This window comes from Streptomyces sp. NPDC007991, from assembly GCF_042958445.1.
Lineage (GTDB): Bacteria > Actinomycetota > Actinomycetes > Streptomycetales > Streptomycetaceae > Streptomyces.
Map to the genome: position 1 here is coordinate 504,440 of NZ_JBIBJD010000001.1, position 25,000 is coordinate 529,439.

General features: G+C 71.8%; 22 protein-coding genes. 12 read left to right on the plus strand and 10 right to left on the minus strand.

All coding sequences use genetic code 11. The features are described from left to right. Positions 1-9 precede the first annotated feature (9 nt). The 4 genes from ACFZDA_RS02105 to ACFZDA_RS02120 all read left to right on the plus strand — a co-directional run bounded on the left by ACFZDA_RS02105 (position 10) and on the right by ACFZDA_RS02120 (position 3,508). Positions 10-1,131, plus strand: a complete 1,122-nt coding sequence (locus tag ACFZDA_RS02105; protein WP_391073477.1) for an ATP-binding cassette domain-containing protein — start codon at positions 10-12, stop codon at positions 1,129-1,131. Further along, entirely contained in the window at positions 1,128-1,826 is a 699-nt protein-coding gene (locus ACFZDA_RS02110; protein ID WP_391073480.1) for an ABC transporter permease subunit, read from the plus strand. The genes ACFZDA_RS02105 and ACFZDA_RS02110 overlap by 4 nt, the downstream gene beginning before the upstream one ends. Further along, entirely contained in the window at positions 1,823-2,488 is a 666-nt protein-coding gene (locus tag ACFZDA_RS02115) for an ABC transporter permease subunit (protein ID WP_391073483.1), read from the plus strand. The genes ACFZDA_RS02110 and ACFZDA_RS02115 overlap by 4 nt, the downstream gene beginning before the upstream one ends. A gap of 69 nt (positions 2,489-2,557) precedes the next feature. Then, the gene (locus ACFZDA_RS02120) at positions 2,558-3,508 is read left to right on the plus strand and encodes a glycine betaine ABC transporter substrate-binding protein (RefSeq protein ID WP_391073485.1); all 951 of its coding nucleotides are present in this window, start codon (positions 2,558-2,560) and stop codon (positions 3,506-3,508) included. A 54-nt stretch (positions 3,509-3,562) separates the two neighbouring features. Here the strand turns inward: ACFZDA_RS02120 and ACFZDA_RS02125 are convergent, their stop codons facing one another. From ACFZDA_RS02125 to ACFZDA_RS02145, 5 genes are all read right to left on the minus strand, one after another. Next, positions 3,563-4,147 carry an ATP/GTP-binding protein gene (locus ACFZDA_RS02125; RefSeq protein ID WP_391073488.1) on the minus strand — a complete coding sequence of 195 codons (585 nt, stop codon included), beginning with the start codon at positions 4,145-4,147 and terminating at the stop codon, positions 3,563-3,565. Further along, the gene (locus tag ACFZDA_RS02130) at positions 4,134-4,493 is read right to left on the minus strand and encodes a DUF742 domain-containing protein (RefSeq protein WP_307178201.1); all 360 of its coding nucleotides are present in this window, start codon (positions 4,491-4,493) and stop codon (positions 4,134-4,136) included. Before ACFZDA_RS02130 ends, ACFZDA_RS02125 begins: the two co-directional genes overlap by 14 nt. Before the next feature lies 1 nt (position 4,494). Beyond that, positions 4,495-4,926, minus strand: a complete 432-nt coding sequence (locus tag ACFZDA_RS02135) for a roadblock/LC7 domain-containing protein (RefSeq protein ID WP_010034179.1) — start codon at positions 4,924-4,926, stop codon at positions 4,495-4,497. A 14-nt stretch (positions 4,927-4,940) separates the two neighbouring features. Then, complete coding sequence (locus tag ACFZDA_RS02140) at positions 4,941-7,454, minus strand: nitrate- and nitrite sensing domain-containing protein (RefSeq protein WP_391073491.1); 2,514 nt, start codon at positions 7,452-7,454, stop codon at positions 4,941-4,943. A gap of 193 nt (positions 7,455-7,647) precedes the next feature. Beyond that, on the minus strand, positions 7,648-8,658 hold the full coding sequence (locus ACFZDA_RS02145) for a substrate-binding domain-containing protein (RefSeq protein WP_391073494.1): 1,011 nt from the start codon (positions 8,656-8,658) through the stop codon (positions 7,648-7,650). A 335-nt stretch (positions 8,659-8,993) separates the two neighbouring features. On the opposite strand from ACFZDA_RS02145, the gene ACFZDA_RS02150 reads away from it, so the two are divergent. Both ACFZDA_RS02150 and mgtA read left to right on the plus strand, forming a co-directional pair. Beyond that, the gene (locus tag ACFZDA_RS02150) at positions 8,994-9,341 is read left to right on the plus strand and encodes a metalloregulator ArsR/SmtB family transcription factor (RefSeq protein ID WP_391073497.1); all 348 of its coding nucleotides are present in this window, start codon (positions 8,994-8,996) and stop codon (positions 9,339-9,341) included. After that, the gene (mgtA, locus tag ACFZDA_RS02155) at positions 9,331-11,844 is read left to right on the plus strand and encodes a magnesium-translocating P-type ATPase (protein WP_391073500.1); all 2,514 of its coding nucleotides are present in this window, start codon (positions 9,331-9,333) and stop codon (positions 11,842-11,844) included. Before ACFZDA_RS02150 ends, mgtA begins: the two co-directional genes overlap by 11 nt. Here the strand turns inward: mgtA and ACFZDA_RS02160 are convergent. Then, complete coding sequence (locus ACFZDA_RS02160) at positions 11,835-13,379, minus strand: LCP family protein (RefSeq protein WP_391074558.1); 1,545 nt, start codon at positions 13,377-13,379, stop codon at positions 11,835-11,837. The genes mgtA and ACFZDA_RS02160 overlap by 10 nt on opposite strands. A gap of 77 nt (positions 13,380-13,456) precedes the next feature. Between ACFZDA_RS02160 and tatA the strand changes: the two genes are divergently transcribed. After that, entirely contained in the window at positions 13,457-13,705 is a 249-nt protein-coding gene (gene tatA / locus ACFZDA_RS02165) for a Sec-independent protein translocase subunit TatA (protein WP_391073502.1), read from the plus strand. On the opposite strand, the gene ACFZDA_RS02170 is transcribed toward tatA, so the two are convergent. The 3 genes from ACFZDA_RS02170 to ACFZDA_RS02180 form a co-directional block, all read right to left on the minus strand. Then, on the minus strand, positions 13,662-14,918 hold the full coding sequence (locus ACFZDA_RS02170; protein WP_391073505.1) for a cytochrome P450: 1,257 nt from the start codon (positions 14,916-14,918) through the stop codon (positions 13,662-13,664). The genes tatA and ACFZDA_RS02170 overlap by 44 nt on opposite strands. 128 nt (positions 14,919-15,046) lie before the next feature. Beyond that, entirely contained in the window at positions 15,047-15,505 is a 459-nt protein-coding gene (locus ACFZDA_RS02175; RefSeq protein ID WP_391073508.1) for a DUF6114 domain-containing protein, read from the minus strand. Continuing rightward, positions 15,505-16,176, minus strand: a complete 672-nt coding sequence (locus ACFZDA_RS02180) for a DUF6230 family protein (protein WP_391073511.1) — start codon at positions 16,174-16,176, stop codon at positions 15,505-15,507. The genes ACFZDA_RS02175 and ACFZDA_RS02180 overlap by 1 nt, the downstream gene beginning before the upstream one ends. A 650-nt stretch (positions 16,177-16,826) precedes the next feature. On the opposite strand from ACFZDA_RS02180, the gene ACFZDA_RS02185 reads away from it, so the two are divergent. Beyond that, entirely contained in the window at positions 16,827-17,468 is a 642-nt protein-coding gene (locus ACFZDA_RS02185) for a Tat pathway signal sequence domain protein (RefSeq protein WP_391073513.1), read from the plus strand. An 18-nt stretch (positions 17,469-17,486) separates the two neighbouring features. Here ACFZDA_RS02185 and ACFZDA_RS02190 read toward each other — a convergent pair whose 3' ends face one another. Then, the gene (locus ACFZDA_RS02190) at positions 17,487-18,341 is read right to left on the minus strand and encodes a lytic polysaccharide monooxygenase (RefSeq protein WP_391073515.1); all 855 of its coding nucleotides are present in this window, start codon (positions 18,339-18,341) and stop codon (positions 17,487-17,489) included. A 352-nt stretch (positions 18,342-18,693) separates the two neighbouring features. On the opposite strand from ACFZDA_RS02190, the gene ACFZDA_RS02195 reads away from it, so the two are divergent. The 4 genes from ACFZDA_RS02195 to cyc2 all read left to right on the plus strand — a co-directional run bounded on the left by ACFZDA_RS02195 (position 18,694) and on the right by cyc2 (position 24,950). Beyond that, entirely contained in the window at positions 18,694-20,490 is a 1,797-nt protein-coding gene (locus ACFZDA_RS02195; RefSeq protein WP_391073518.1) for a S8 family serine peptidase, read from the plus strand. Between the two features lie 300 nt (positions 20,491-20,790). Further along, a complete protein-coding gene (locus ACFZDA_RS02200) occupies positions 20,791-21,438 on the plus strand; it encodes a ScbR family autoregulator-binding transcription factor (protein ID WP_391073521.1) in 648 nt (215 codons plus the stop codon). 66 nt (positions 21,439-21,504) lie between these two features. Beyond that, complete coding sequence (locus ACFZDA_RS02205; protein WP_391073524.1) at positions 21,505-22,686, plus strand: ARMT1-like domain-containing protein; 1,182 nt, start codon at positions 21,505-21,507, stop codon at positions 22,684-22,686. Positions 22,687-22,787: 101 nt separating this feature from the next. Beyond that, positions 22,788-24,950 (plus strand): germacradienol/geosmin synthase Cyc2, encoded by a 2,163-nt coding sequence (gene cyc2 / locus ACFZDA_RS02210; RefSeq protein ID WP_391073527.1) that lies wholly within the window; start codon positions 22,788-22,790, stop codon positions 24,948-24,950. Positions 24,951-25,000: the final 50 nt, after the last annotated feature.

Below are 25,000 nucleotides of genomic sequence, written 5' to 3' on the forward strand. Positions count from 1 at the left end.
CCCGGCGTCTTGATACGGATCGATTCAGTCACCAAGCGGTACCCGGACGGCACGGTGGCGGTCGACCGGCTCTCGCTGGAGATACCCGACCGCTCGATCACCGTCCTCGTCGGACCGTCGGGCTGCGGCAAGACGACCACCCTGCGGATGATCAACAGGATGGTCGAACCGAGTGAGGGAACGATCCTCCTCGACGGCGAGGACATCCAGCGCCAGCCCGTCACCACCCTGCGCCGGTCCATGGGTTACGTCATCCAGAACGCCGGCCTCTTCCAGCACCGCACGATCGTCGACAACATCGCGACCGTGCCCCGCATGCTCGGCTGGAGCAAGCAGAAGGCCCGGGCGCGGGCCGCGGAACTGATGGAGCGGGTCGGGCTCGACGCCGCGCTCGCCAAGCGGTACCCGTACCAGCTGTCCGGCGGCCAGCAGCAGCGCGTCGGCGTGGCCCGGGCGCTGGCCGCCGACCCGCCCGTGCTGCTCATGGACGAGCCGTTCTCGGCGGTCGACCCGGTGGTGCGCAAGGGACTCCAGGACGAACTGCTGCGCATCCAGGACGAGTTGGGCAAGACCATCGTCTTTGTGACCCATGACATCGACGAGGCGATCAAGCTCGGCACGATGGTCGCCGTGATGCGCACCGGCGGCCACCTCGCCCAGTACGCGCCCCCGGCCGAGCTGCTGTCCAGCCCCGCCGACGCCTTCGTCGAGGACTTCCTCGGCGGCGACCGGGGCATCCGGCGGCTGTCGTTCTTCCCGTCCGCCCCGCTGGAGTTGACGAGCGAGCCGGTGATCCCGCTCGAAGCCACCGCCGAGCAGATCGCCGCCCCCGACGCCCCCTACCTCCTGGTGACCGACGCGGACGGCCGGCCGCTCGGCTGGAGCGCGCCGCAGGACCTGGTCGCGGGGGACATCCGGCCCGAGCGGCTGCTGTCCCACGGCCGGCCGTTCGTGCCCGGCACCGACTCGCTGCGGGTCGCCCTCGACTGCGCGGTGCTGTCGCCGACCGGCTGGGCCGTCGCCGTGGACACCGGCGGGCGGGTGACCGGCGTCGTCTCGCAAGCGACCATCGGCGCGGCCATCCGCAGCGCCCACGCGGCGGGACGCGACGACGAGAAGGTCGCCGGATGAGCGACTTCCTCCACGGCTTCTTCGACATCCCGAGCGACCTCCAGCACAGCTGGATCGGGCTGGTCGGGCTCCACCTGAGAGAGGCCCTGCTGCCGGTCGCGGCCGGACTGCTCCTGGCGCTGCCGATCGCCCAGCTCTGCGTCCGCTTCCGCTGGCTCTACCCGCCCGTCCTCGGCGTCACGACCGTGCTGTACGCAGTCCCTTCGCTGGCGTTCTTCGTCGTCCTCATCAACTACACCGGGCAGACCGAACTCACCGTGATGATCCCGCTGGCGGTGTACAGCCTGGTGGTGCTCGTCCCGGCGATCGTCGACGGGGTGCGCTCGGTGCCGCAGGAGACCCTGTCCGCGGCCACCGCCATGGGCTTCGGACCCGTACGCCGTTACTTCCAGGTGCAGTTGCCGATCGCGGTCCCGGCGATCATCGCCGGCCTGCGGGTGGCGACCGTGTCGAGCATCTCCCTCGTCAGCGTCGGCATGCTGATCGGCAACCAGGGCGCGCTCGGCAACCTGCTCCACGACGCGCAGATCTACAACCGGCCCGAACTGACCTGGAACTCCGTGATCACCACGGCCCTCCTTGCGGTCCTCGTCGACGCCCTGCTCGTCCTCGTGCGCGTGCTGCTGACGCCCTGGATGCCCAGTGGCACGGCCGGCCGCAAGCAGGCGCCCGCTCTCAAGGACGCAGCCCGGTGAACGTACTGAACTTCGTCAACGCCTTCTTCAGCGACAGCGCCCACTGGCAGGGCTACGACGGCATCCCGGCCCGCCTCGGGGAGCACGTGGGGTACACCCTGGAGGCCCTCGCCCTCGCCGCCGCCATCGGACTGCCGGTCGGCCTGGTCACCGGTCACTACGGACGCGGCGGGAACGCCCTGTCGCTCGTCGCCACCGCCGGGCGGGCCCTGCCCAGCTTCGGCCTGCTGGTGCTGATGACCACCCTGCTGGGGTTCGGGATGCTGCCCGTGATGATCCCGCTGGTCGTCCTCGCCGTCCCGCCGATCCTGGTCACCACCTACGAGGCGATGCGCTCCGTCGACCCCTCGCCGGTGGACGCCGCCCGCGGCATGGGCATGCACGAGTCCCGGATCCTCTTCCAGGTCGAACTGCCGGTCGCCCTGCCGCTGATCCTCAGCGGCCTGCGCTCGGCGGCCATCCAGATCGTGTCGACGGCGACCATCGCCGCGTACGTCAGTCTGGGCGGCCTCGGGCGGTACATCGTCGACGGCCTCTACCAGCGCGACTACGAGAAGGTGGTGGGCGGCGCGACCCTGGTCGCCGTCCTGGCGCTGGTCACGCTCGCGCTGTTCTGGGCGGTGGCGCGGGCCGCGGTGTCGCCCGGCGTACGCAGGAGATGACGCCAATTGTTGACCGGGCTGCTCTTGACTGACCGATTATCGGCTGGCTTGGATCAATGGGTGATTACTATGGCGAAGAGCAGCACCCGGTCCATCACCAGGCACCCCGGCGCGGCGGCGGTCGCGCTCGCCGCGGCGGCGGCTCTTCTCGGCGGCTGTTCCTCCGGCGGTACCTCCGACGACCCGCTCAAGGGCGGCGGAGAGCAGAGCGGCACCGTCGTGGTCGGCTCCAACAACTTCGCCGAGAGCATCCTGCTCGCCGACATCTACGGCGAGGCCCTCAAGGCCAAGGGAATCAAGGTCAGTTACAAGCCCAACATCGGCAGTCGTGAGACCACGTACGGTCTGATGAAGAACGGCGCCATCACCCTGCTGCCCGAGTACAACGGCTCCCTGCTGGCGTACCTCGGCTCCAAGGCCAAGCCGAAGACGGTCGAGGAGACCACGACCGCGATCAACGGCAAGCTCGACCCCAAGCTGGAGCTGCTGAAGCCCTCGGCCGCGCAGACCAAGGACTCCGTCACCCTCAACGCTCAGACCGCGAAGAAGTACCAGCTCGGCTCGGACTCCTCCATCGCCGATCTCAAGGGCATAGCCAAGGACCTGGTCTTCGGCGGCTCACCGGAGTTCCAGACCCGGTACCAGGGCCTGGCAGGCCTGAAGTCGGTGTACGGCCTGGAGTTCAAGTCCTTCAAGTCCCTCGACGCGGGCGGCCCGCTGACCCAGGCGGCGCTGAAGAAGAACACCGTGCAGGTCGCGGACGTCTTCACCACCGACCCGACCATCGCCCGGGAGAAGTTCGTCGTCCTGAAGGACCCGGAGAACCTCTTCGGCTTCCAGAACGTGCAGCCGCTCGTCCGCAAGGGAGAGCTGTCCAAGGAGGGCGCCGCGGCGCTCGACGCGGTCTCGGCCAAGCTCGACACGAACGCCCTGCGCGAACTGGACGCGCAGGTACAGCTGGAGAAGAAGGACCCGCTGGACGTGGCCAAGGCGTGGCTGAAGTCGGCGGGACTGAACTGATAGTTGTCCATGGGGTGTCCGGGGCACCGGGCACCCCCAAAGCCCGCACCGCCGTCAAGCCTGCACCGCCGTCGCGATCAGCTGGTCGATCAGGGCGATCAGCACGTCCCGGCACGACTCCCTCTCCCGCGCGTCGCACAGCAGTACCTGGACGTGCTCCGGCACCGCGAGCGCGTCCCGGATGTCCTCGGCCGGGTACGGGTGTTCCCCGTGGAAGCCGTTGACCCCGACGACGAACGGGATGCCCCGGCGTTCGAAGAAGTCGATCGCGGCGAAGCTGGACTCGGGTCTGCGCACGTCGACCAGGACCACGGCACCGAGCGCGCCGAGGGCCAGGTCGTTCCACATGAACCAGAACCGCTGCTGCCCGGGCGTACCGAACAGGTACAGCACCAGGTCCCGGCTGATGGTGATGCGGCCGAAGTCCAGGGCCACCGTGGTGGCCCGCTTCTCCTCGATACCGTCCAGGTCGTCGACGCCCAGACCGGCGATGGTCAGGGGTTCCTCGGTGCGCAGCGGGGCGATCTCGCTGACCGACCCGACCATGGTGGTCTTGCCCACGCCGAAGCCGCCGGCGATGAGGATCTTGACCGTGTCGGGTGCCGAGGACGCGTCGGTGGCGACGTCAGAGCCGGCCAAGGCCGTCCCTCACTTTCTTCAGCAGGTCCAGGTCCGGAGCGGTACGGGAAACAAGGCGCGGCGGACGGACGGTGATCCGGCCCGCCTCCAGCAGGTCGCACAGCAGGATGACGACCACGCTCACCGGCAGGTCGAGCCGGGCGGCCAGCTCCGCCACGGCCAGCGGCTCGGCGCACAACCGGAGGATCCGGGTGTACTCGGGCTGAACGGGAGCCGCCGCGGCGGGCTGCGGATCGACCGCGGTCACCGTCGCGATGAGTGTGAAGTCGGCGCGGCTGGGCCGCGTCCGGCCACCGGTCAGCGCGAACGGCCGTACGAGCCGCCCCGCCGAGTCGCCTCCGCCCACTTCACACGCCGGGGTCGACAACGGGCCCGGCCACGCCCCGCGGTGCCGCGCTGAGGTGCTCGCCGATCTTCTTCACCAGCATGTTCATCTGGTACGCCACCACACCGACGTCCGCGCCCGGCCCGGTGAGCACGACCAGGTGGGCGCCGGGACCGGCGGAGGTGAGGATCAGATAGCTGTTGGCCATCTCGATGAGCGCCTGGCGCACCGGACCGCCCCGGAAGTCCATGCTGACGCCCTTGCTGAGGCTCATCAGGCCGGACGCCGTCGCCGCGAGCCGCTCGGCGTCGTCGCGCAGGAATCCGGTGGACTTGCTGACCACCAGGCCGTCCTCCGACAGCACCACGGCCTGGTTCACGTCGGCGACCCGCTCCACGAGTCCGGTCAGCAGCTGGTCGAGCTGGGTGTGCGTGGCGGGGATGGGGCGTGTCATTGCGGTGTCCTTCGTCAGCGGTCGGCGGGCGGAGTCGAGGGGACGGGGCCGGCGGCGGCCTGCCGGGGTGGTGCGGCCGCCTCCTCGTCGTACGGCGGCTCGGCGTCGTCGTCACGGGCCCGGAGCGTGCCGCGCTGGAAGCCGGCCAGGGACGAGGCGGCGGCTTCCGCGGTGAAGTCGTCGGGGGAGCCGTCGTCTTCGGCGGGCGTGGACTCCTCACGCAGTTCCTCCACCAGACTGGTCTGCGGTACCCGGCGGGGGAGTGGGGCGAGACCGTCCCGGCGGGGGATGACCTCGCGGGCGGCGGACGTGGCGGCAGGGGCGGCTGCGGTGGTGGTGGCGGTCGCGGTGGCGGTCCGGGCCGAGGTGAGGGGCCGGGGCTCGCGCGCGGACCCGGCGGTGCCCGCGGCACCCTCCGGCACCTCGGCGCCGGCCGTGGCGCTGCCGGCCTTCTCGGCGTCCACCGTGCTCTGCCCGTGGTCGGGGCCGTCACCGCTCTGCTTCGGGCCCCCACCCGCCCCTCGCGGGCCGACGAGGGCGGCCAGGCCGTTCACGCCGGCCTTGTCCTTGCCGTCCCGGGAGCCCGGCGCACCGGCCTCCGGTTCCCGCACCACGATGTCGTGCGGGATCAGCACGATCGCCGTCGTCCCGCCGTACGGCGAGGAGCGCAGGGTGACGGCGATGCCGTGCCGGTGGGCCAGCTGGGCGATCACGAACATGCCGAGCCGCAGGTCGTCGGCGAGCGCCACCACGTCGAACTGCGGGGGCACCGCGAGCTGTTCGTTGAAAGAGGCGTAGTCCTCCTCCGACATGCCGAGGCCGCGGTCCTCGACCTCGACGGCCAGGCCCTTGGCGACCATCCCGGCCCGCACCGTGACGGGGCTCGGGGCGGGCGAGTACGCGGTCGCGTTGTCGATGAGCTCGGCCAGCAGATGGATGACGTCGGCCACCGCGGGCGGCGCGACGCACACCTCCTCCTCGGTGTGCACCTCCACCCGCTGGTACTCGGCGACCTCACCGACCGCACTGCGCAGGATGTCGATCAGCGCCACCGGCTCGGTCCAGCTGCGGCCGGGCCGTTCGCCGCTGACGATGACGAGGTTCTCCTCGTAGCGGCGCAACTGGCTGGCCGTGGAGTCCAGTTCGTACAGGCCCTTGAGGATGTCGGGGTCGGTGTGCTCGCGTTCCAGCGTGTCGAGCCTGCTGAGCTGGAGGTTGACCAGGTTCTGGCTCTGCCGGGCGATGCCCAGGATGACCTTCTGGAAGCCGCGCCGGGTGTCGGCGAGTTCGACGGCGGTGTGCACGGCCGTGCGCTGGGCGGTGTTGAACGCCCGTGCCACCTCGCCGAGTTCGTCGTTGCCGTAGTCCAACGGGGGCGTCGCGGAGTCCGGGTCGACCGTCTCGCCCCTGTCGAGGCGGGCCACCACGTCGGGCAGCCGCTCCTGTGCGAGGCTGACGGCGGCCCGGCGCAGTCCGCGCAGCCGCCGGGACAGCGAGCGGGTGATCCGCCAGGACATGCCGACGCACACCAGCAGCGCGAGCAGCCCGCCGGCGCTCAGGATCCCCGCCTTGATCAGCAGCCCGTCCGCCTTGTCGGCGCTGCGTTCGAGCAGGCCCGTCGTCTGCCGCTGGATCAGGCTCGCGTAGTGGGCGGACAGTTTGTCCATGGCGGCGTTCCACCGCTTCTGGGCGTCCGGCAGGGCGATCCGGTCCGCGTCGGCGCCGGCGTTGCGGGACGCCAGCACCTGGTCCTCGACGGACTGCAGCGTCCGCCACTCCGGGCTCGCCAGGATCTGCTCGGTCTGTGCCTTGGCGCTGCCGGTCAGCTGGGGCACGACCTGGTCCTGGACGAGCCAGCGCCGGGTGTTCACCAGCTCCGTGAACTGCACCCAGGCCTTGTCGTCGAGGTGCCCGGACGGCCAGGCCAGGGTCAGCTGCGCGTCCTCCCGGGAGACCAGCTCCGCCGCGTGCTCCAGGGCGACCAGCGGACCGGCCTGCGAGGTGAGGTCGCCGTCGTCGACCTGGGAGAGCTCCTGGAAGGCGTGGATCTGGTCGTCGATGATCGAGGAGTACTGGTCCAGCGCCTGCTGCGCGGTGATGTCGGTCGGGTGGTCCACCTGGTCGCGGTAGTACTCCAGGCTGCCCACCGAGCCCAGCACCGAGTACAGCCGGTCCGACACGCGGGAGGGCGCCTTCTCGATCGCGTCCGCCTGCCCGACCAGCTTCCCGACCGCCGCGTCGGTCTCCTCGCGCTGTTGGTCGAGGGCGGCCCGTGGGCCGTGCGGCGAGGCCAGCCAGGCCGCCGACAGGCTGCGTTCCCGCTGCAGGGCGAGCGTCGTGTCGGTACCCATGGCACCGGTGGACCGGCTCAGCTCCGTCTGGTCACGCAGCCGCAGCCCCTCCGAGAACATCTGGATGGTCGTCACGCCCCACATGGCGGCGAGGGTGACGCTGGGCACCAGGGCCAGAAGCACCAGGGAGAGGCGTATGGAACCGAGACGGCGCCGGGCACCTGTCCGTCGAGACATCGTCGTCCTAGGGCGATCAGCGGGGAGCGGGGAACGGGGAGTCGGAACGGTCGGGGCGGGGGGTGGGGGACGGACGCGGGGGTGTTCGCGTGCCGGTTACGGCACATGGGGTGTGCAGGATGTTATCCGTACAAGTGACCCCGGGGGCCGGGCCTGACCGAATCTTTGGCGACACCGTCACAGGAAGGGTCCGTCACCGGGTCCCGGCGGCGGCGAACCGTGCCACCGCGGACACGTTGGACCGCGTCACGAACGCGGGGCCGGTGAGCACCGGGGCCGTCCCGCCGCCGCTGGTGTTGCCGTTGGTCCGGTACAGCCACAGGGCGTCCACCGCGAGGTAGCCCTGGAGGTAGGGCTGCTGGTCCACGGCGAACTGCACCTCGCCGCCCCGGACCGCCTTGACGAGGTCCTTGTTGAGGTCGAAGGTGGCGACCTTGGCCCTGCTGCCGGCCTGCTTGACGGCGTCGACCGCGCTGAGCCCGTACTGGGCGCCCAGGGTGACGATCTCGTCGATGCTGGAGTCCTGCCGCAGCCGGGACGCGATCGTGGCGGTCACCGCGTTCATGTCGGAGCCGTCCACGTACACGTTGTCGGTCTCGCCGTGGAACGTCTTGCGCACGCCGGCGCAGCGGGCCTCCAGCGCGACGTTGCCCCGCTCGTGCACGACGCACAGGGCGTGTTTGGCCCCGACCTCGTCCAGCTTGTCGCCGACGGCCCGGCCGGCGACGGACTCGTCCTGGCCGAAGTACTCCAGCAGGCCCGCCGGCCGCCAGGCGTCGATACCGGAGTTGAGCCCGACGACGGGGATGCCGGCCGCCTTGGCCTGGGCGATCGGGCCCCGCATCGCCGCCGGCTTGGCGAGCGTCACCGCGATGCCGTCGACCTTGTCGCGGACCGCGTCGCGCACCAGCGCGGCCTGCGCGGCCCCGTCGGCGTCGCTGGCGTACGTCAGGTCGATGCCGTCCTTGGCCGCCGCCGTCTCGGCGCCCCGGCGCACCAGGTCCCAGAAGGCGTCGCCCTTGCCGCCGTGCGTCACCAGGGCGACTTTCATCCCGCCGCCCGGCCCGCCCACCGGGTCCGTGTCCGACCCGTCATCACTCGTGCCGAGGACGGAGCAGCCGGCCACCAGCAGACACACGGCGGACACCAGGGCCGCGACACGGCTGAGTCTCGCGGAGGTGTGCGGCGGGGGAGGAGTGTTCATGAGGGGCGGACCTCGCTGTGCGGCCGAGCAAGAGCAGGGTGAGAGCCAGGCGGACCGCACGTGAGCACGGGTCCGATGACTCTCGCTGGCCCGGAGCCAACCGTGTGTGACCACTGGGCGTCAAGTGAGCGGCCACATGCCGTGAGTCAGCGCTGCCGCATCGTGATGATCTGTCCGACCGGTCGAACAGTCGAGGTCATCCCCGGGTTTTTCATACCGTCCGTGCGGTTCGGGTCCCGGCGTCCCGCGGGAAAGGGCCTCCCGGGGCGGCTGCCGGGGCCGCCTAGACTGGTGCGGCCCGCAGGGCGACGGAGGCGACGGAAGGGACGGCGACGGTGGCGGCAGCCGGCAGTGGCTTCGAGGACCCGCCCGCCGACGTGCTCGACCGGGCAGCCGCGGCCTTCGGGCTGCTCGCCTCTCCCGCCCGGCTGCACATCGTCTGGGCGCTGGCCCAGGGCGAGAGCGACGTGACCGGACTCGCCGAGCGGGTCGGCGGCGCACTGCCCGCGGTCAGCCAGCACCTCACCAAGCTGAAGCTGGCCGGACTCGTCGGCTCCCGCCGCGAGGGCCGCCGGCAGGTGTACTACGTCGACGACCCCGATGTCGTCGACGTCGTACGGCTCCTGGTGGGCCGGCTCACCGACCGCGCCGCGCCGCCGCGCCGCCTCCTCCATGGCCTCTGAGACCGCCGAGGGCACCACCCTGGAGGTGCTGCGGCGGCTGGAGTCGGGCCCCCGGGGACTCACCGGGACCGAGGCCGCGGCCAGGCTGCTCACCCACGGCGAGAACACCCTGCCCGAGCGGCGCACGCCGTCCTGGCCCCGCAGGTGCGCGCACGCCCTGCGCGACCCTTTCACCGCCGTCCTGCTCTGCCTCGGCCTGGTGTCCGCCGCCGTCGCCTCCTGGGGCACCGCCGCGGTCATCCTCGCCCTGGTGGCGGTCAGTTGCGTGCTGCGCGCGAGCGGGGAGCACCGGGCCGACCGCTCCCTGGCCGCCCTGCGCGAGCTCGTCGCCGGCACGGCCACGGTGCTGCGGCGCGACACCGACCGGGAGCCGCCCCGGCCCCGGGAGGTGCCGGTCACGGACCTCGTCCCCGGCGACGTCCTGCGCCTCGGCCCCGGCGACCTCGTCCCGGCCGACGTACGACTGCTGCGCGCCCGCGGGCTCACGGTCCACCAGGCCGCGCTCACCGGGGAATCGGCGCCGGTGGCCAAGCGGGCGGTGGAGGGACCGGACGGATCCGGCGCGGACGACGACTCCCCGCTGTGTCTCCAGGGCAGCACCGTCGCCACGGGCAGCGCTACCGCCGTCGTCGTCGCGACCGGGGACGGCACCCGGTTCGCCGCCGCTCACCGGCAGCCGGCCGCACGCCGGGACGGCGGGGCCTTCGACCGGTCCGTGCACGGCATCTCCTGGGTGCTGATCCGCTTCATGCTGCTGACGCCGCCCCTGGTCCTGATGGCGAACGCCGCGCTGCGCGGACGCGGTCCGGAGACCCTGCCCTTCGCCGTCGCGGTCGCCGTCGGGCTGACGCCCGAGATGCTGCCGGTGATCGTCACCACCTGCCTGGCCCGGGGCGCCGCCCTGCTCGCCCGCGCCCGCGGCGTCATCGTCACACGGCTGCCCGCGCTGCACGACCTGGGCGCGGTCGACGTGCTGTGCGTCGACAAGACCGGCACCCTCACCCAGGACCGGCCGGTCGTCGAACGGGCCCTCGACCCGGCCGGCCGGGACGACCCGGAGGTGCTGCGCTGGGCCGCCGTCGGCGCCTGGTGGACCCTCCAGCTCGCCGAACTGCCCGCGCCCGACGCCCTCGACGAGGCCCTGCTGGAGGCGGCCGGGGCGGTGGGCGAGGAGTACGACGGGGTGGACGCCCTGCCGTTCGACCCGCAGCGGCGTTTGTCGACGGCGGTGGTGCGCGGCTCCCTCGGGCGTCACACCGTCGTGGTCACCGGCGCCGCCGAGGCCGTGGTGGAGCGCTGTACGACTCAGCCCCGCGAGCGCGACCGGCTGCTGGCGTTCGCCGCCCGGGAGGCGGACGCCGGGCTGCGGGTGCTGGCCGTCGCCACGGCCGACCGCCCTGCCGGTGCGCCCGGGCCGCCCGGCACACGGGGTCTGACCTTCCGGGGCCTGGTGACCTTCCGGGACGCCCTCGCCCCGACCGCCGCCGAGGCCCTGCGCGGCCTGGCCGACCGGGGCGTCACGGTGAAGGTCCTCACCGGCGACCATGCGGCCACCGCGGCCCGGGCCTGCCGGGACCTCGGCCTGGATCCGGGGCAGGTACGGACCGCGGCACAGCTGCCAGACCCCGAGGCCGCCAGCGAGGCGACCGTCGTCGCCCGCTGCACCCCCGAGGACAAGGCCCGGATCGTCGCCGCCCTGCGCGCCGCCGGGCACACCGTCGGGTTCCTCGGGGACGGGGTGAACGACGTGGCCGCGCTGCGTGCCGCCGACGTCGGCCTCGCGCCCCGCTGCGCCGTCGGCGTGGCACGGGTCAGCGCCGACGTCGTCCTCGCCGAGAAGGACCTCACGGCGATCGGCCACGCGATCACCGCCGGCCGGCACGCGAGCGGCAACATCGCCTCGTACCTGCGCGTCACGCTCTCCTCCAACCTGGGCAACGTCGTCGCGATGCTCGCCGCGGGCCTGCTCCTGCCCTTCCTGCCGATGCTCCCCGCGCAGGTGCTCGCCCAGAACCTGTGCTTCGACGCGGCCCAGCTCGCCTTCGCCCACGACCGTCCCGGCGCGGCGGCCCTACGCGGGCCGGCCGTGCTGCGGCCGCGCTCCTTCCTCCGGTTCGTCACCGGCTTCGGCCTGCTCAACGCGGTCGCCGACCTCGCCACCTTCGCCGTGCTCGCGTTCGCGCTCGACGGCCCCGACGCCGTCGACGACGAAGCCGTGTTCCACTCCGCCTGGTTCACCGAGAACCTGCTCACCCAGGCCCTGGTGATGCTGCTCCTGCGCACCGGCCGGCGGGCCGAGGGGAGTCGTGCCCCCGGCCCGGTCGGTCTCGCCGCGGCCGGTCTCGCGGCCGTCGGCCTGCTGCTGCCGCCGAGCCCTCTCGGCACGGCCCTCGGCATGACGGCCCTGCCCGCCGCCTACTACCTCCTGCCGGGAGTCGTCCTCGGCCTGTACGCCCTGGCCCTGACGGCGGCCCGGGCCCGGCAGACACGGCGTCAGCCGTAGGTGAGGTTCGAGCAGGGGTTGTCGTCCGCGGACCTGGCCCCGTCGGCGACCTCCGACGGCACGGCGGTCGGAGCCGGCGACGCGGACGCGTTCGCCGCCGGGCTGTCCGCGTACGACTGTCCCAGCACGACGCTGATCCCGCTGCCGGTCACCGGCTGGAGCTCCGCGCCGGGGAAGGCCGCCGCCACCGTCCGGGCGCGGTCCTTCAGGCCGGGGCCGTACTCGACCAGGGTCGTGGTGTGGTCCTGGGCGGACGCCGTCGCCGTGCCCGTGACGGTGAAGCCGTCCGCGGTGAGAGCGGCGGCGGCGCGGGCGGCCAGGCCGGGGACGGAGGTGCCGTTGTAGACGGCGACGTCGATGCCCGCACCGGAGACCGGCGTGGGGGAGGCGGACGCTTCAGAACCCGACGTCCCGGTCCTCTTCCCGCCGGCGTTCCTTCCGTCGATGGTGCGGTCGGCCCGGAGCGCGGCCCACAGGGCGTCGGCGTCCGGCTGCACGACCGCGACCCGGGAACCCTCGTAGCGCCAGGGCAGGGTCACGAACTTGGTGTTGTGCAGGTCGATGTCCTTCAGGGACAACGCGAAGGACATCAGCTTGTCCGCGGAACCGAGGCCGGGGTCGACGGTCAGCGACTTCGTGGCGGCCTCGGCCAGCGGCAGCAGCCGAGTCGGGGTGAGGCCCTGGCTCTTCACCTCCTTCAGCAGGCTCGCCACGAACGCCTGCTGGCGCTTGATCCGGCCGATGTCGGAACCGTCGCCGATGCCGTGCCGGATCCGGACGTAGTCCAGCGCCTTCTGGCCCGAGACGGTCTGCTCGCCCTTGTGGAAGAGCAGTTTGCCGGGGGCGGTGAGGTGCGGGTTGAGATCGTTCTCGTACACGTCCTGAGGCAGGCACACCCTGACACCGCCCACCACGTCCGTCAGCCGTGCGAAGCCCTTGAAGTCGACGACGACCGTGTGGTCGACACGCAGGCCGGTGAGCTGTTCGACGGTGTTCTGCGTGCAGGCGGGGTTGCCCCTGGCCGTCTGCCCGACCGAGTACGCCGCGTTGAACATCGTGTCCGGCTGGGCCTTCGTCCAGCCGCCGTCGGGCAGCTTGCACGGCGGGATGGTCACCAGCGTGTCGCGGGGGATGGACACGGCGATGGCGTGCCGGTGGTCGGCGTAGACGTGCAGCAGGAACGCGGTGTCGGAGCGGCCCACGTCGTCCTTGTCGCCGCCGCCCAGCGCCTCGTTGCCGCCGGTGCGGGTGTCGGAGCCGATGACCAGGACGTTCTCGCCCCGCGACGAACCGGCCTCGGGGCGGTTGTCGGAGAGGCCGCCCGAGTCGAAGGTGCTGATGTCGCCGTCCAGCTTCAGGTACAGCCAGCCGGCTCCGCCCGCGGCGAGCACCAGCAGGGCCAGGAAGACGGCGAGGCCGACCCGTATGCCATGGCCACGGTCACGGCCGCGTCGGCGACCGCGTTGCCGCCCGTGCTCGCGCGCGGCGGCCCGGTGCCGCGGCGGCTGAGTCCTCCGGTTGCTGGTGACCGTCATCGGCGTCCGCTTGCCTCTCACCCGGGGGTTGTACAGTTGCGCAATGTAGCAACTGTCGGCGAGAGGGAGGGCATGACGTGCTGCGCAACGGACTGGAGCCCTGGCATCTGCTCATCGTGGCGATCGTCGTGATCGTCATGTTCGGCTCGAAGAAACTGCCCGACACGGCACGTTCACTGGGCCGCTCGATGAGGATCCTCAAGAGCGAGGCGAGGGCGCTGAAGGAGGAGGGCGCGGCGGACCCGGCCGCCGGAGACCCGGCCGGGCCCGCCGCTCAGCCCGTCAGCCCGTCAGCACCGGCAGCGACCGATGGCCGTGGGAGATGAACGAGTCCACCGGCCGCAGCTCGTTTGCCGGTACGGCGAGGGAGAGGCCGGGGAACCGCTCGAACAGGGCCGGCAGGGCCACGCGCGCCTCCAGCCGGCCGAGCGGGGCGCCCAGGCAGTGGTGGACGCCGTATCCGAAGGCCAGGTGATCCTTCACGGCGCGGGTGACGTCGAAGGCGCCGGCGTCCGGGCCGTGCTCCTCGGGGTCGCGTCCGGCGGCGGCGTACGCGGCCAGGATCGCCTCGCCCTTGCGGATCACACTGCCCTCGGGGCCGCCCAGTTCACCCAGCGGCAGGTCCTCGACGGCGTACCGCAGCGGCAGGCTGGCCACCGGTGCCTCGGCGCGCAGGGTCTCCTCGATCACGTCGTCCCAGGAGGCGCGACCGGCGCGGACGTGGGCCAGCTGGTCGGGCTGGGTGAGCAGCGCGTGGACGGCGTTGTCGAGCAGGTTGACCGTCGTCTCGTGGCCGGCGCTGATCATCAGCATCAGCGTGTCGAGCAGCTCCTGCTCGCTGAGCCGCGTACCGCTCTCCTCCTCACGGGCCGCGATCAGCGCGCTGGTCAGGTCGTCGCCGGGCGCCGCCCGTTTCGCGGCGACGAGCTCACCGAGGACGGCGTAGAACCGGGCGTAGGTGTCGGCGACTTCGGCCGCGTCGGCCGAGGTGTGGAAGATGCTGTCCACCACGGTGCGCAGCTCGGGTCCCAGCTCCTCGGGTAAGCCGAGCAGTTCGCCGATGACCTGGATCGGCAGCGGATAGCAGAACTCCTCCCGCAGATCGACCGGGTGGCCGTCCGCCCCGCCGTCCGCCCCGGCCTTGGCGACCCGGTCGAGCAGCGCCGCGGTGATCTCCTCGATCCGGGGCCGCAGCTCGGCGGTGCGGCGGGCGGTGAACGCCTTGGAGACGAGGGTGCGCAGCCGTTTGTGGTCGGTGCCGTAGGCCGTGAACATGCTCCGCACCGCGACCCAGGTGTACAGCGGCCAGTCCGGTGAGACCTCGCCGTCGAGCCAGCGGTGCCAGTGCAGGTGCGCGTCCTTCGACACCCGCGGGTCGGTGAGCAGCCGCTTCAGCAACGGGGCGCTGCTGACCGCCCAGGCCGGGACACCGTGGGGGAGTTCGACGGGCGTGACGGGTCCGCGCTCGCGGATCCGGGCGGCCTCGCCGTGGATGTCGCGGCCGGTCGGGTCGATCACTATCGGGTGCGTGAATTCCATCGGACTCTCTCCCTGGGCTGGCGGCTGTTCGCAGGGCACGCGGAACGCCTCGTGGGCGGATGCGTGCCACGTCCAGCCAAGTCGCCGCGGCCGGGCGTCGCCAGAGGGCGGAGAATCACTGGCCTGTTTCAGGCGGTCCGGCCCGCTTCCCGCTCCAGGGGCTGGGCCACCGCCTTCGCGGCCCGGGCCGCCTTCCTGCGCCGGCGCCGGCTGACGCGCGGCTCCTGGTCCGGCAGCCAGCCGAAGGTGAGGCAGCTGCCGGCCACGCCCAGGAGCAGGCCCACGAAGAAGCCCCCCAGGTTCGAGGTCAGCCAGGTCCCCAGGGAGACCAGTACCCCGATCACCGAGTAGAACAGGCGCTGGGAGGGGTTGAAGAGGATCAGCACGCCGCACAGCAGCATCACGGCCGGGAGCAGATAGCCGGCCAGGCCCTGCATGCCGACGTGCAGGATGACGTCCAGCGACGCCTTCAGGGTGAGCAGGACCTCCGCCCCGCCCAGGGCGAGCAGCAGCCCGCCCCAGAAGGGACGGCCCGCCCGCCACTGGCGGAAGGCGGGCCGAAACGTCCCGCGCGGACCGCCGGGCATCAGCAACCCGACCCGCTGAAGCCCAGTTTCAGCCCGGGCAGCTTGAACACACCCGCCGTCGTGGCGTAGTTGGTCTGCCGCAGGTTGGCGATGCGCACGGTGTCGGACTGCTGGCTGAACACGCCCTTCGGCCCACGGCCCTGCGGGCCGGCCTTGTTCAGCGTGCTGGCGTCGTTGCCGATCTCGATGTTCTTGAAGGCCGCGTCGCCCGTGAGCTCCGTGGAGTCGGTGGTCAGGTCGCTGGCCCGGACCTTCGCCGCACCCTCACCCGCCCTGATGACCAGGTTCGTGCCGCCCAGGTCCACGCTCTGGCACAGCTTGCTGAGCGTCGCGTCCTTGATCACGGAGGTGACGACCAGGACCTGGCCGCCGGTGTCACCCGCGTTGGGGCTGCCCTCGGCCATCTCGTCCAGACCGCCGAACTGTGCGAAGCCGGTGCCGTTCAGCTCGGTGGCGGTGACCGTGAAGGGCATGCCGGAGATGGCGAACTGCACGCCCAGCGCCCCCTCGGCCGTGAGGATCGCGAGGCCGGCGGCGACCGCGGCGGCCGGCACCGCCATCACGGCGGCCCGGCGGGCCCGGACCCGGCCGCGGCGCGCGGGAACGTCACCGGTGTCCGCGGCGGCGGTGCCTTCCGGTCTGTCGGAGGTGTGCTCGGCGGAGGAGGTCATGTCTGCTCCAGGTGCATGTCGGTGCGGATCAAACTTCGGTGGCACGCTGCCCTGGCGCGGACACCGACCGCGTACGCACGTCCCCTCGCAACTCCAGGCGGTCGCAAGGGCTTTCTCGTTACGTCGCAGTAGCCGACTCGGAAGTTACCGGGGGTTACATGAAGGGTCAAGGGAAGTGTGAACAAGAAGTGTCGAATGTGCGCCGCATGTGAGTCACCGCCCTTCGGAAAGTCTCAGCGAGTACACAACTCCCCTGCCAAGCCTTGACGTTGACTGACGGGTAGGTCTACAACTCTCCTCGTCCCACCGGATCCGTGGCGCCGGATCCGCCGCGCGGCACCGTCCGCGTGTCCCGGAACCGCTCGTCCCGTACGGGCAGCTCGCCGCCCGATGCGTCCGCACGGGCTTTCCACCGCACGGGTCTTCCGACCTTCCACAGCACCGGCACGGGCTCCTCCCGGTACGCCGTGCCACCAGCCACCCCCCGCCCGGCCCGGCCGCCGGCCCGTTCCCGTGCGTGCCCGCGGCCGGTCACCGGTCTGCCGTTGCCGGTCCGTCACGTACGGAGAAGGCGTAACGGGCCGGCAACGGCGGACGCCCCACCGCGTCCCCGCCACCCTCACCCCGCTTCAGAGAAGAGGTACACCCCCATGCGTACGCGCACCCTCCTCACCCTCACCGCCGCCGTCGCCGCCCTCGGGCTCGCCGCCCCCGCCTCGGCGGCCGACACCCCCGTCCTGACCACCACCGACGGCGCGGCCGTCGCGGTCGGCGACGTCCTCAACGCCTCCCTGGCGAGCGGCACCGCCGCCACCTTCTACTCCAGCGCGACCGGCACCAGCGGCATCTCGTGCACCTCATCGGCGTTCGCCGCCACCGTCACCGACAACCCGGCCGCTCCCGGCACCGCCACCGAGTCCCTGACCTCCCACACCTTCGACACCGCCGGCTGCACCGCCAACGTCGTCGGAGTGCTCGGCGTCAGCGGCATCACCGTCGACAACCTGCCCTACACCGCCGCCGTGTCCTCGGACGGCACCGTCTCCGTGACCCCGGCCGCGGGCTCCGTCATCCAGTCCACCGTCAAGCTGCGCACCCTGCTCGGCACGATCAACTGCGTCTACCGGGCCCCCAGCCTGACCGGCAAGGCGGACAACGCCGACAACAGCATCTCCTTCACCAACCAGCAGTTCACGAAGGCGTCCGGCTCGTCGCTGTGCTTCGCCAACGCCTTCTTCACGGCCAAGTACGCCCCGGTGGCCAAGGGGGGCGCCGCCGTCAACGTCAACTGACGGCCGATGAGCGTCGGTTCAGCGCCGACGCAGCCGTGCCGCCAGGGCGGCGCCGCCGGTGAGCACCAGCACCGCAGCGGCGCCGCCCGCCAGCATGGGGGTGGACGGGCCGGAGGGGGATGCCGACGGGGCGCTCTCCTTCTTCCCTTCCGGAGCCTCCTGCTTCTCCGGCTTCTTCTCGGGCTCCTTCTCCTGCTTCTTCTGCTTCTTCTGCGGAAGCGCCGCGTCCTTCTTCTCCGGGAACAGCACATCCGAGCACGAGTAGTACGTGTCCGGCGTACTGCTGTTCTGCCAGACCGTGTACAGCACGTGCCGCCCGGTCCGGTCGGAGGGCAGGGTCGCCTCGAGGCGGTACGCGCCGTCCGTCAGGGCAGGATCCGTCACCTCGGCGAACGGCTTGTCGGGCAGGTCGGACCAGGACAGCGGCCCGGCCGGATCGTAGCCGGGCTTCGTCAGGTACATCCGGAACGTGCCGGTGTGCGGGATCGTCGAGACGTACCGCATGGTCAGCCTCCCGCCGGGCGTCATCCGGGTCGCCGGCCAGTCGGCGCGGGCGAGGTCGAGCCCTCGGTAGCCGGGCAGGCCCCCGCTGCACAGCTTCCCGTCGGGAATGACCTGCCGGTCCCGGCCGCCCACGTTCGCCACGCGCAGGTTGTCCCACGCCGTGAAGGGCGCGCCGTTCGCGGCGACGGCCGCGCGGCAGGCCGCCGAGCCCGCGCGCTCACCGCCCTCGGGGGAGCAGGCCACCACCCGGCTCACGGGATCCGTCGGCGCACCGTGCGCCCGCGCCGGCCCCGCCGCCCACAGCGGCAGCAGCAACGGGGTCACGAGGGCGGCCGCGAGTGCGGCGCGGTGTGCGGTCGTACGGGGCATCCGTCTTTCGTCTCCTCGGCCGGGCCGGAGCGGTCGGTAGTGCAGTACGGGCAACCGGCCCGGCGCGTTCACCGCGCCACGACCTGTTCGAAAGCGGGCCATTCGCGCCCAACTGCCCGCCATAGAGGGTGGGTTTCCAGCTGGATCGAGGGTTTCCCCCGTATCCCGATGACCTGGCCTTTGCCTATTGTTCAGCCACAGCTGACCCACAGGTAACCCCGAACGGGTCGCTCCCCACACGCCTGGCCGGCCACTGCGTCGCTCTTTCGAACCACCCCCCTCCGCTTCAGCGACGAAGCGCATCCACCGCCGCTCCGCCCAGCCCGGAGTCCGGCCACGAAAGGCAACGACCGTGCGTATCTCCCCAGAGTTCAGACGGAAGCTGATATCCGTCGCCGCCGTCTCCGCCGCCCTGCTGACCGCCGCCCCCGCCTCGGTCGCCGTCGCCCAGGAGACCGCCCCCGGGCCCGCCGCCGTCCCGGCCGCCCGGACCGAGGCCGCCCCCGGCACCCCGGCCGAGCGGCTCATCGTCGGCTACAAGTCCGGCGCGAGCGAGGCGAAGTCCGACAAGGCCGCCGCCGCCGACGCCGCGGCCAAGGCCGAGAAGACCGGCGAGGACGTCGACTTCCAGCGCCGCCTCGGCACCGGCGCCGCCCTCGTCGACCTGGGCACGAACCCCGCCCGGGCGGACGTCGCCGACGTCGTCGCCCAGTACGAGGCCGACCCGCAGGTCGCCTACGTCGTGCCGGACCGCCTGAACAAGCCGACGGCCACCCCGAACGACACCGACTACGGCAAGCAGTGGGACCTGTTCGAGTCCACCGCGGGCATGAACGTCCCGGCGGCCTGGGACACCACCACCGGCACCGGCGTCACCGTCGCCGTCATCGACACCGGCTACGTCACCCACTCCGACCTGGCCGCGAACATCGTCGGCGGCTACGACTTCATCTCCGACACCGCCGTCTCCGTCGACGGCAACGGCCGTGACAGCAACCCGGCCGACCCGGGCGACTGGTACAACGCGGACGAGTGCGGCCAGGGCATCCCGGCCTCCGGCTCCTCCTGGCACGGCACCCACGTGGCCGGCACCATCGCCGCCGCCACCAACAACGGCAAGGGCATCGCGGGCATCGCCCACGGCGCGAAGATCTCCCCGGTCCGTGTGCTCGGCAAGTGCGGCGGCTACGACTCCGACATCATCGACGCCATCACCTGGGCGTCCGGCGGCACCGTCTCCGGCGTCCCCGCCAACACCAACGTCGCCAAGGTCATCAACATGAGCCTCGGCGGGAGCGGTGCCTGCTCCAGCGCCACCCAGAGCGCCATCAACGGCGCCGTGAACCGCGGCACCACGGTCGTCGTCGCGGCCGGCAACGAGAACCAGAATGTCTCCAACGCCTCGCCGGCCAACTGCAACAACGTCATCGCGGTCGCCGCGACCAACCGCGCCGGCAGCCGCGCCTCGTACTCCAACTACGGCTCGCTCGTGGACATCGCCGCCCCCGGCGGCGAGACCCGCACCTCCACCGCCAACGGCATCCTGTCCACGCTGAACTCCGGCACCAAGACGCCGTCCAGCGAGAGCTACGCCTACTACCAGGGCACCAGCATGGCCACCCCGCACGTCGCGGGCCTCGCCGCCCTGGTGAAGTCGGCCAACTCCGCCCTCACTCCGGCCCAGATCGAGTCGGCCATCAAGGCCAACGCCCGTCCCCTGCCCGGCACCTGCTCCGGCGGCTGCGGCGCGGGCCTCGCGGACGCCGCGAAGACGGTCCAGGCCGTCAAGGGCGGTACGTCCACCGGCACGACCTTCTCCAGCACCACCCCCGTCGCCATCCCGGACAACGGCGCGGCGGTCGAGTCGCCGATCAGCGTCACCGGCCGCAGCGGCAACGCCCCCTCGGCTCTCCAGGTCGGCGTCGACATCACCCACACCTACCGCGGCGACCTCGTCATCGACCTGGTCGCGCCGGACGGTTCGGCGTACCGTCTGAAGTCCGCCGCCTCCGACTCCGCCGACGACGTGAAGACCACCTACACGGTCAACGCCTCCGGCGAGAGCGCCAACGGCACCTGGAAGCTGCGCGTCCAGGACACAGCGGCGCAGGACACCGGCACGCTCAACGGCTGGAAGCTGACCTTCTGATCCTTCTGAATCTCCCGGTCCTCCTTGGGCGAGGACGCTGAACGGGCAGCTCACGAGCGGGCGGGCCGGCCGGTGCGGATGGGGCACCGGCCGGCCCGTCTTTACGTCCGGCCGCACAACCCCCACAGTTAGATACCGAACGCGCTGTTTTCTTTCACCAGTTGCGATTGTTTTGCCGGATGTGCACCCGCACTCCGGCACACTGGTGTGGTGAACGCCGTCTGAGGGTGAGTTATCGTGTACGGGGGGTAAAAACAAACGGCATGACCCGTTCATTTCTGTCCCGGGAGAGTTCAGTCGATGGCGAGGCAGTTGCGAGCCGAGCAGACCCGCTCGACGATCATCACGGCCGCCGCTGACCTGTTCGACCGTCGTGGCTACGAATCGACCAGTCTCAGCGACATCGTGGAGCACGCTCAGGTCACCAAGGGCGCCCTTTACTTCCATTTCGCGGCGAAGGAGGATCTCGCGCACGCGATCCTCGAACTCCAGTCGCACACCGCCCGCCGGCTGGCGGCGGAGACCGGCCATCGCGGCCACACGTCCCTGGAGGCGCTGATGCGCCTCACGTTCGGCATCACCCGCATGTCCGTCGAGGACCCGGTCCTCAGGGCCGGACTGCGGCTCGCCACCGGCGGGATCCGGCCCCGTCCGCCACTGAGCCATCCGTTCACGGAGTGGCTGGACATCGTCACGGCCCGGCTCGTCGGCGCGGTCAAGGAGGCCGATGTCCACCCGGACATCGATATCGACGTCGTGGCCCACTCCCTGGTCTGCTTCTTCGTCGGCACCCGGGTGGTGGGCCGCTCCCGCGAGCCGGTCGCGCGCCAGCCCCGCCGGACGGCCGAGATGTGGAACATACTCATCCGCGGCCTGGTCCCGGTCACCCGCCGCGCCCGCTACCTGAGCCTGGCGGCCCGTCTGGAACGCGAACTGGCACCGGTCTGACGGGCTCGGCCGCAGGGTGCCGGTCAGTTGGTCAGGGTGTGGTGCCCGCGCGTTACGGTGAGCCGCATGCCCGAGATCCCCTCCGCACCCGTGCTCCTCGGCGACCAGCCGGGCTCCTTCCCCCACAGCGTGCTCGCCGAGCGGCACCCGGCCATCATCCGGCAGGTGCGCGAGGCCTTCCCCTACGAACCCTGGCAGCACGGCGCGCTCGACGAGTTGCTGGCCGGCTGCACCGGGGGTGAGATCGAACCGCTCCCCGCCGACGCGCACGACCGTGACCTCTGGGAGAGCTGGGGGCTGCGCGAGTACGCCGGCCGGTCCTGGTTCGACGTGCCGTGGCTGTGGTCCGAGAGCTGGTTCTACCGCCGACTGCTCCAAGCCGTCGGCTACTTCGGCCCCGGCCCCTGGCAGGGCATCGACCCCTTCCGGCCCTCCAAACTGGCCGAACTCGACTCCCATCAGACCGACGAGGAGCTGGCCGCGCTCGACGACCTCGCCGGCCTGCCCGCCGGAGATCAGGCACAGGCCCTGCTGCACGGCTCCCTCTGGGGCAACCGCGCCGACCTCGGCTTCCGTCTCTCCGCCGAGGGAGCACGCCCCGCCGACGCCGCCCCCGGCCTGGTGGCCGACGACAGCGACCGCCTGTGGGCCCTGCTCGGCAGCACCGGCTCGGGCACCCTGTGCCTCGTCGCCGACAACGCGGGCCGCGAACTCGTCCCCGACCTCCTCCTCATCGCCCACCTCCTGGCCCACGGGCGCATCGGACGGGCCGTCCTGCACGTCAAGCCCTACCCGTACTACGTCTCCGACGCCACCACCGCCGACGTCGTCGACGCCCTGCGCCGCCTCACCGGCGCCGGGGGAGCGGCCGCCGAGTACGGACAGCGCCTCTGGTCCGCCCTGGCCGACGGCCGCCTGAGCCTGCGCGCCCACCCCTTCTCCTGCGCCCCGCTGCCGTACGAGGAGATGCCCGCCGGCCTGCGCGCCGACTTCGCCTCGGCCACGCTCACCGTCGTCAAGGGCGACCTCAACTACCGCCGCCTCGTGGGCGACCGGCTCTGGGCCCCGACCACGCCGTTCACGGAAGTCACCGCGTACTTCCCGGGCCCCGTCGCCGCCCTGCGCACCCTCAAGTCCGACGTGATCACCGGCCTCGACGCCCGCACCGAGGCCGAACTCGTCGCCGCGCAGGACCAGCGCTGGCGCACCAGCGGCACCCACGCGCTGATCCAGGTACGGACCCCCTAGGGCCCCGGCGAAAACCCCCGTATTCGGCCCCGATTCACGCGATGGTGTGATCATGTCCGGCCCCGTGGATGCCGCCGCGGGGTGCCGGGTAGGGCCCGGCCATGACGCAGCCGTTCGAACTCCCGCACTTCTACATGCCGCATCCCGCGCGGCTGAACCCCCATCTCGACCAGGCCCGGGCCCATTCGGCCGAGTGGGCGCGCGAGATGGGCATGCTGGAGGGCTCCGGCGTCTGGGAACAGGCCGACCTCGACGCGCACGACTACGGCCTGCTCTGCGCCTACACCCACCCCGACTGCGACGGACCCGCCCTCTCCCTCATCACCGACTGGTACGTGTGGGTCTTCTTCTTCGACGACCACTTCCTGGAGAAGTACAAGCGCAGCCAGGACCGTGTCGCCGGCAAGGACCACCTGGACCGGCTGCCCCTGTTCATGCCGCTGGACCTCTCGACTTCCGTACCGGAGCCGGAGAACCCGGTCGAGGCGGGCCTGGCCGACCTCTGGGCGCGTACGGTGCCGACGATGTCGCAGGACTGGCGCCGCCGCTTCGCCGTGGCGACCGAGCACCTGCTGAACGAGTCCCTGTGGGAGCTGTCCAACATCAACGAGGGGCGGATCGCCAACCCCGTCGAGTACATCGAGATGCGCCGCAAGGTCGGCGGCGCCCCCTGGTCGGCCGGGCTCGTGGAGTACGCGACGGCCGAAGTGCCCGCCGCAGTCGCCGGGTCCAGGCCGCTCAGGGTGCTGATGGAGACGTTCTCCGACGCCGTGCACCTGCGCAACGACCTGTTCTCCTACCAGCGGGAGGTCGAGGACGAGGGCGAGAACAGCAACGGCGTGCTCGTCCTGGAGACCTTCTTCGGCTGCACCACCCAGGAGGCCGCCGACATTGTCAACGACGTCCTCACCTCCCGCCTCCACCAGTTCGAGCACACGGCGTTCACCGAAGTGCCCGCGGTGGCCCTGGAGAACGGCCTCACGCCCGGCGAGGTCGCGGCCGTGGCGGCGTACACCAAGGGGCTTCAGGACTGGCAGTCCGGCGGCCACGAGTGGCATCTGCGCTCCAGCCGCTACATGAACGAGAACGCGCGCGGCAGCAAGCCGTGGCCGGGGTTCAGCGGCATCGGCACCTCCGCCGCCGACGTCCGCGCCCTGCTCGCCACGGCCGGAGCGGAGCGGCTGCGCGCCTACACGCACGTGCCGTACCAGAAGGTCGGGCCGTCCCGGATCCCCGACATCCGCATGCCGTTCCCGCTGGAGCTCAGCCCGCACCTGGACAACGCCCGCCGGAGTCTGCGCGACTGGGTGGACCGGATGGGCATCCTCGGCGAGGGCGTCTGGGACGAGGACAAGCTCCGGGCCTACGACCTCCCGCTCTGCTCGGCCGGCCTCGACCCGGACGCCACACCCGAGGCCCTCGACCTCAGCGCGCAGTGGCTCGCCTGGGGCACCTACGGCGACGACTACTACCCGCTGGTCTACGGCCACCGCCGCGACCTGGCCGCCGCCCGGCTGACCACGGCACGCCTGTCCGACTGCATGCCGGTCGCGGGCGAGGCGACGCCGGTCCCCGCAAACGCCATGGAGCGCGGCCTCGTCGACCTGTGGCTGCGCACCACCGCGGAGATGACGCCCGAGGCGCGGCGCACCCTGAAGGACGCGATCAACGTCATGACCGAGAGCTGGGTGTGGGAGCTGTCCAACCAGCTCCAGAACCGCGTGCCCGACCCGGTCGACTACCTGGAGATGCGCCGCGCGACCTTCGGTTCCGACCTCACCCTGAGCCTGTGCCGGATGGGCCACGGCCCGGCCGTCCCGCCCGAGGTCTACCGCAGCGGCCCGGTGCGCTCCCTGGAGAACGCCGCGATGGACTTCGCGTGCCTGGTCAACGACGTCTTCTCGTACCAGAAGGAGATCGAGTACGAGGGCGAGATCCACAACGCGATCCTCGTCGTGCAGACCTTCTTCGGCTGCGACTACCCGACCGGCCTCGGCATCGTGCACGACCTGTTGAGCCGGCGCATGCGTCAGTTCGAGCATGTCGTCGCGCACGAACTGCCCATCCTGTACGACGACTTCCAGCTCACGGAGGAGGCGCGCGCGGCCATGGGGACGTACGTGACGGACCTGCGGAACTGGATGGCGGGCATCCTCAACTGGCACCGCGAGGTGGACCGCTACAAGGCCGAGTGGCTCGGCCGGCGCGCCCACGGCTTCCTCCCGGACCGGCCGCCGGCCGTGCCCGTACCCGCCTTCCGCTAGGCGGCGCTTTCCGGTCAGATCGACTCGGAACGGGACATGACGGAACCCCC

What these genes read in the sequence shown, in the direction of transcription:
- ACFZDA_RS02110 (WP_391073480.1), top strand. Translation starts at nt 1,128, where the DNA reads ATGAGCGACTTCCTCCACGGCTTCTTCGACATCCCGAGCGACCTCCAG.
- ACFZDA_RS02120 (WP_391073485.1), top strand. Translation starts at nt 2,558, where the DNA reads ATGGCGAAGAGCAGCACCCGGTCCATCACCAGGCACCCCGGCGCGGCG.
- ACFZDA_RS02135 (WP_010034179.1), bottom strand. Translation starts at nt 4,926, where the DNA reads ATGACACGCCCCATCCCCGCCACGCACACCCAGCTCGACCAGCTGCTG.
- ACFZDA_RS02140 (WP_391073491.1), bottom strand. Translation starts at nt 7,454, where the DNA reads ATGTCTCGACGGACAGGTGCCCGGCGCCGTCTCGGTTCCATACGCCTC.
- ACFZDA_RS02145 (WP_391073494.1), bottom strand. Translation starts at nt 8,658, where the DNA reads ATGAACACTCCTCCCCCGCCGCACACCTCCGCGAGACTCAGCCGTGTC.
- mgtA (WP_391073500.1), top strand. Translation starts at nt 9,331, where the DNA reads ATGGCCTCTGAGACCGCCGAGGGCACCACCCTGGAGGTGCTGCGGCGG.
- ACFZDA_RS02160 (WP_391074558.1), bottom strand. Translation starts at nt 13,379, where the DNA reads ATGACGGTCACCAGCAACCGGAGGACTCAGCCGCCGCGGCACCGGGCC.
- ACFZDA_RS02170 (WP_391073505.1), bottom strand. Translation starts at nt 14,918, where the DNA reads ATGGAATTCACGCACCCGATAGTGATCGACCCGACCGGCCGCGACATC.
- ACFZDA_RS02175 (WP_391073508.1), bottom strand. Translation starts at nt 15,505, where the DNA reads ATGCCCGGCGGTCCGCGCGGGACGTTTCGGCCCGCCTTCCGCCAGTGG.
- ACFZDA_RS02180 (WP_391073511.1), bottom strand. Translation starts at nt 16,176, where the DNA reads ATGACCTCCTCCGCCGAGCACACCTCCGACAGACCGGAAGGCACCGCC.
- ACFZDA_RS02185 (WP_391073513.1), top strand. Translation starts at nt 16,827, where the DNA reads ATGCGTACGCGCACCCTCCTCACCCTCACCGCCGCCGTCGCCGCCCTC.
- ACFZDA_RS02190 (WP_391073515.1), bottom strand. Translation starts at nt 18,341, where the DNA reads ATGCCCCGTACGACCGCACACCGCGCCGCACTCGCGGCCGCCCTCGTG.
- ACFZDA_RS02200 (WP_391073521.1), top strand. Translation starts at nt 20,791, where the DNA reads ATGGCGAGGCAGTTGCGAGCCGAGCAGACCCGCTCGACGATCATCACG.
- ACFZDA_RS02205 (WP_391073524.1), top strand. Translation starts at nt 21,505, where the DNA reads ATGCCCGAGATCCCCTCCGCACCCGTGCTCCTCGGCGACCAGCCGGGC.
- cyc2 (WP_391073527.1), top strand. Translation starts at nt 22,788, where the DNA reads ATGACGCAGCCGTTCGAACTCCCGCACTTCTACATGCCGCATCCCGCG.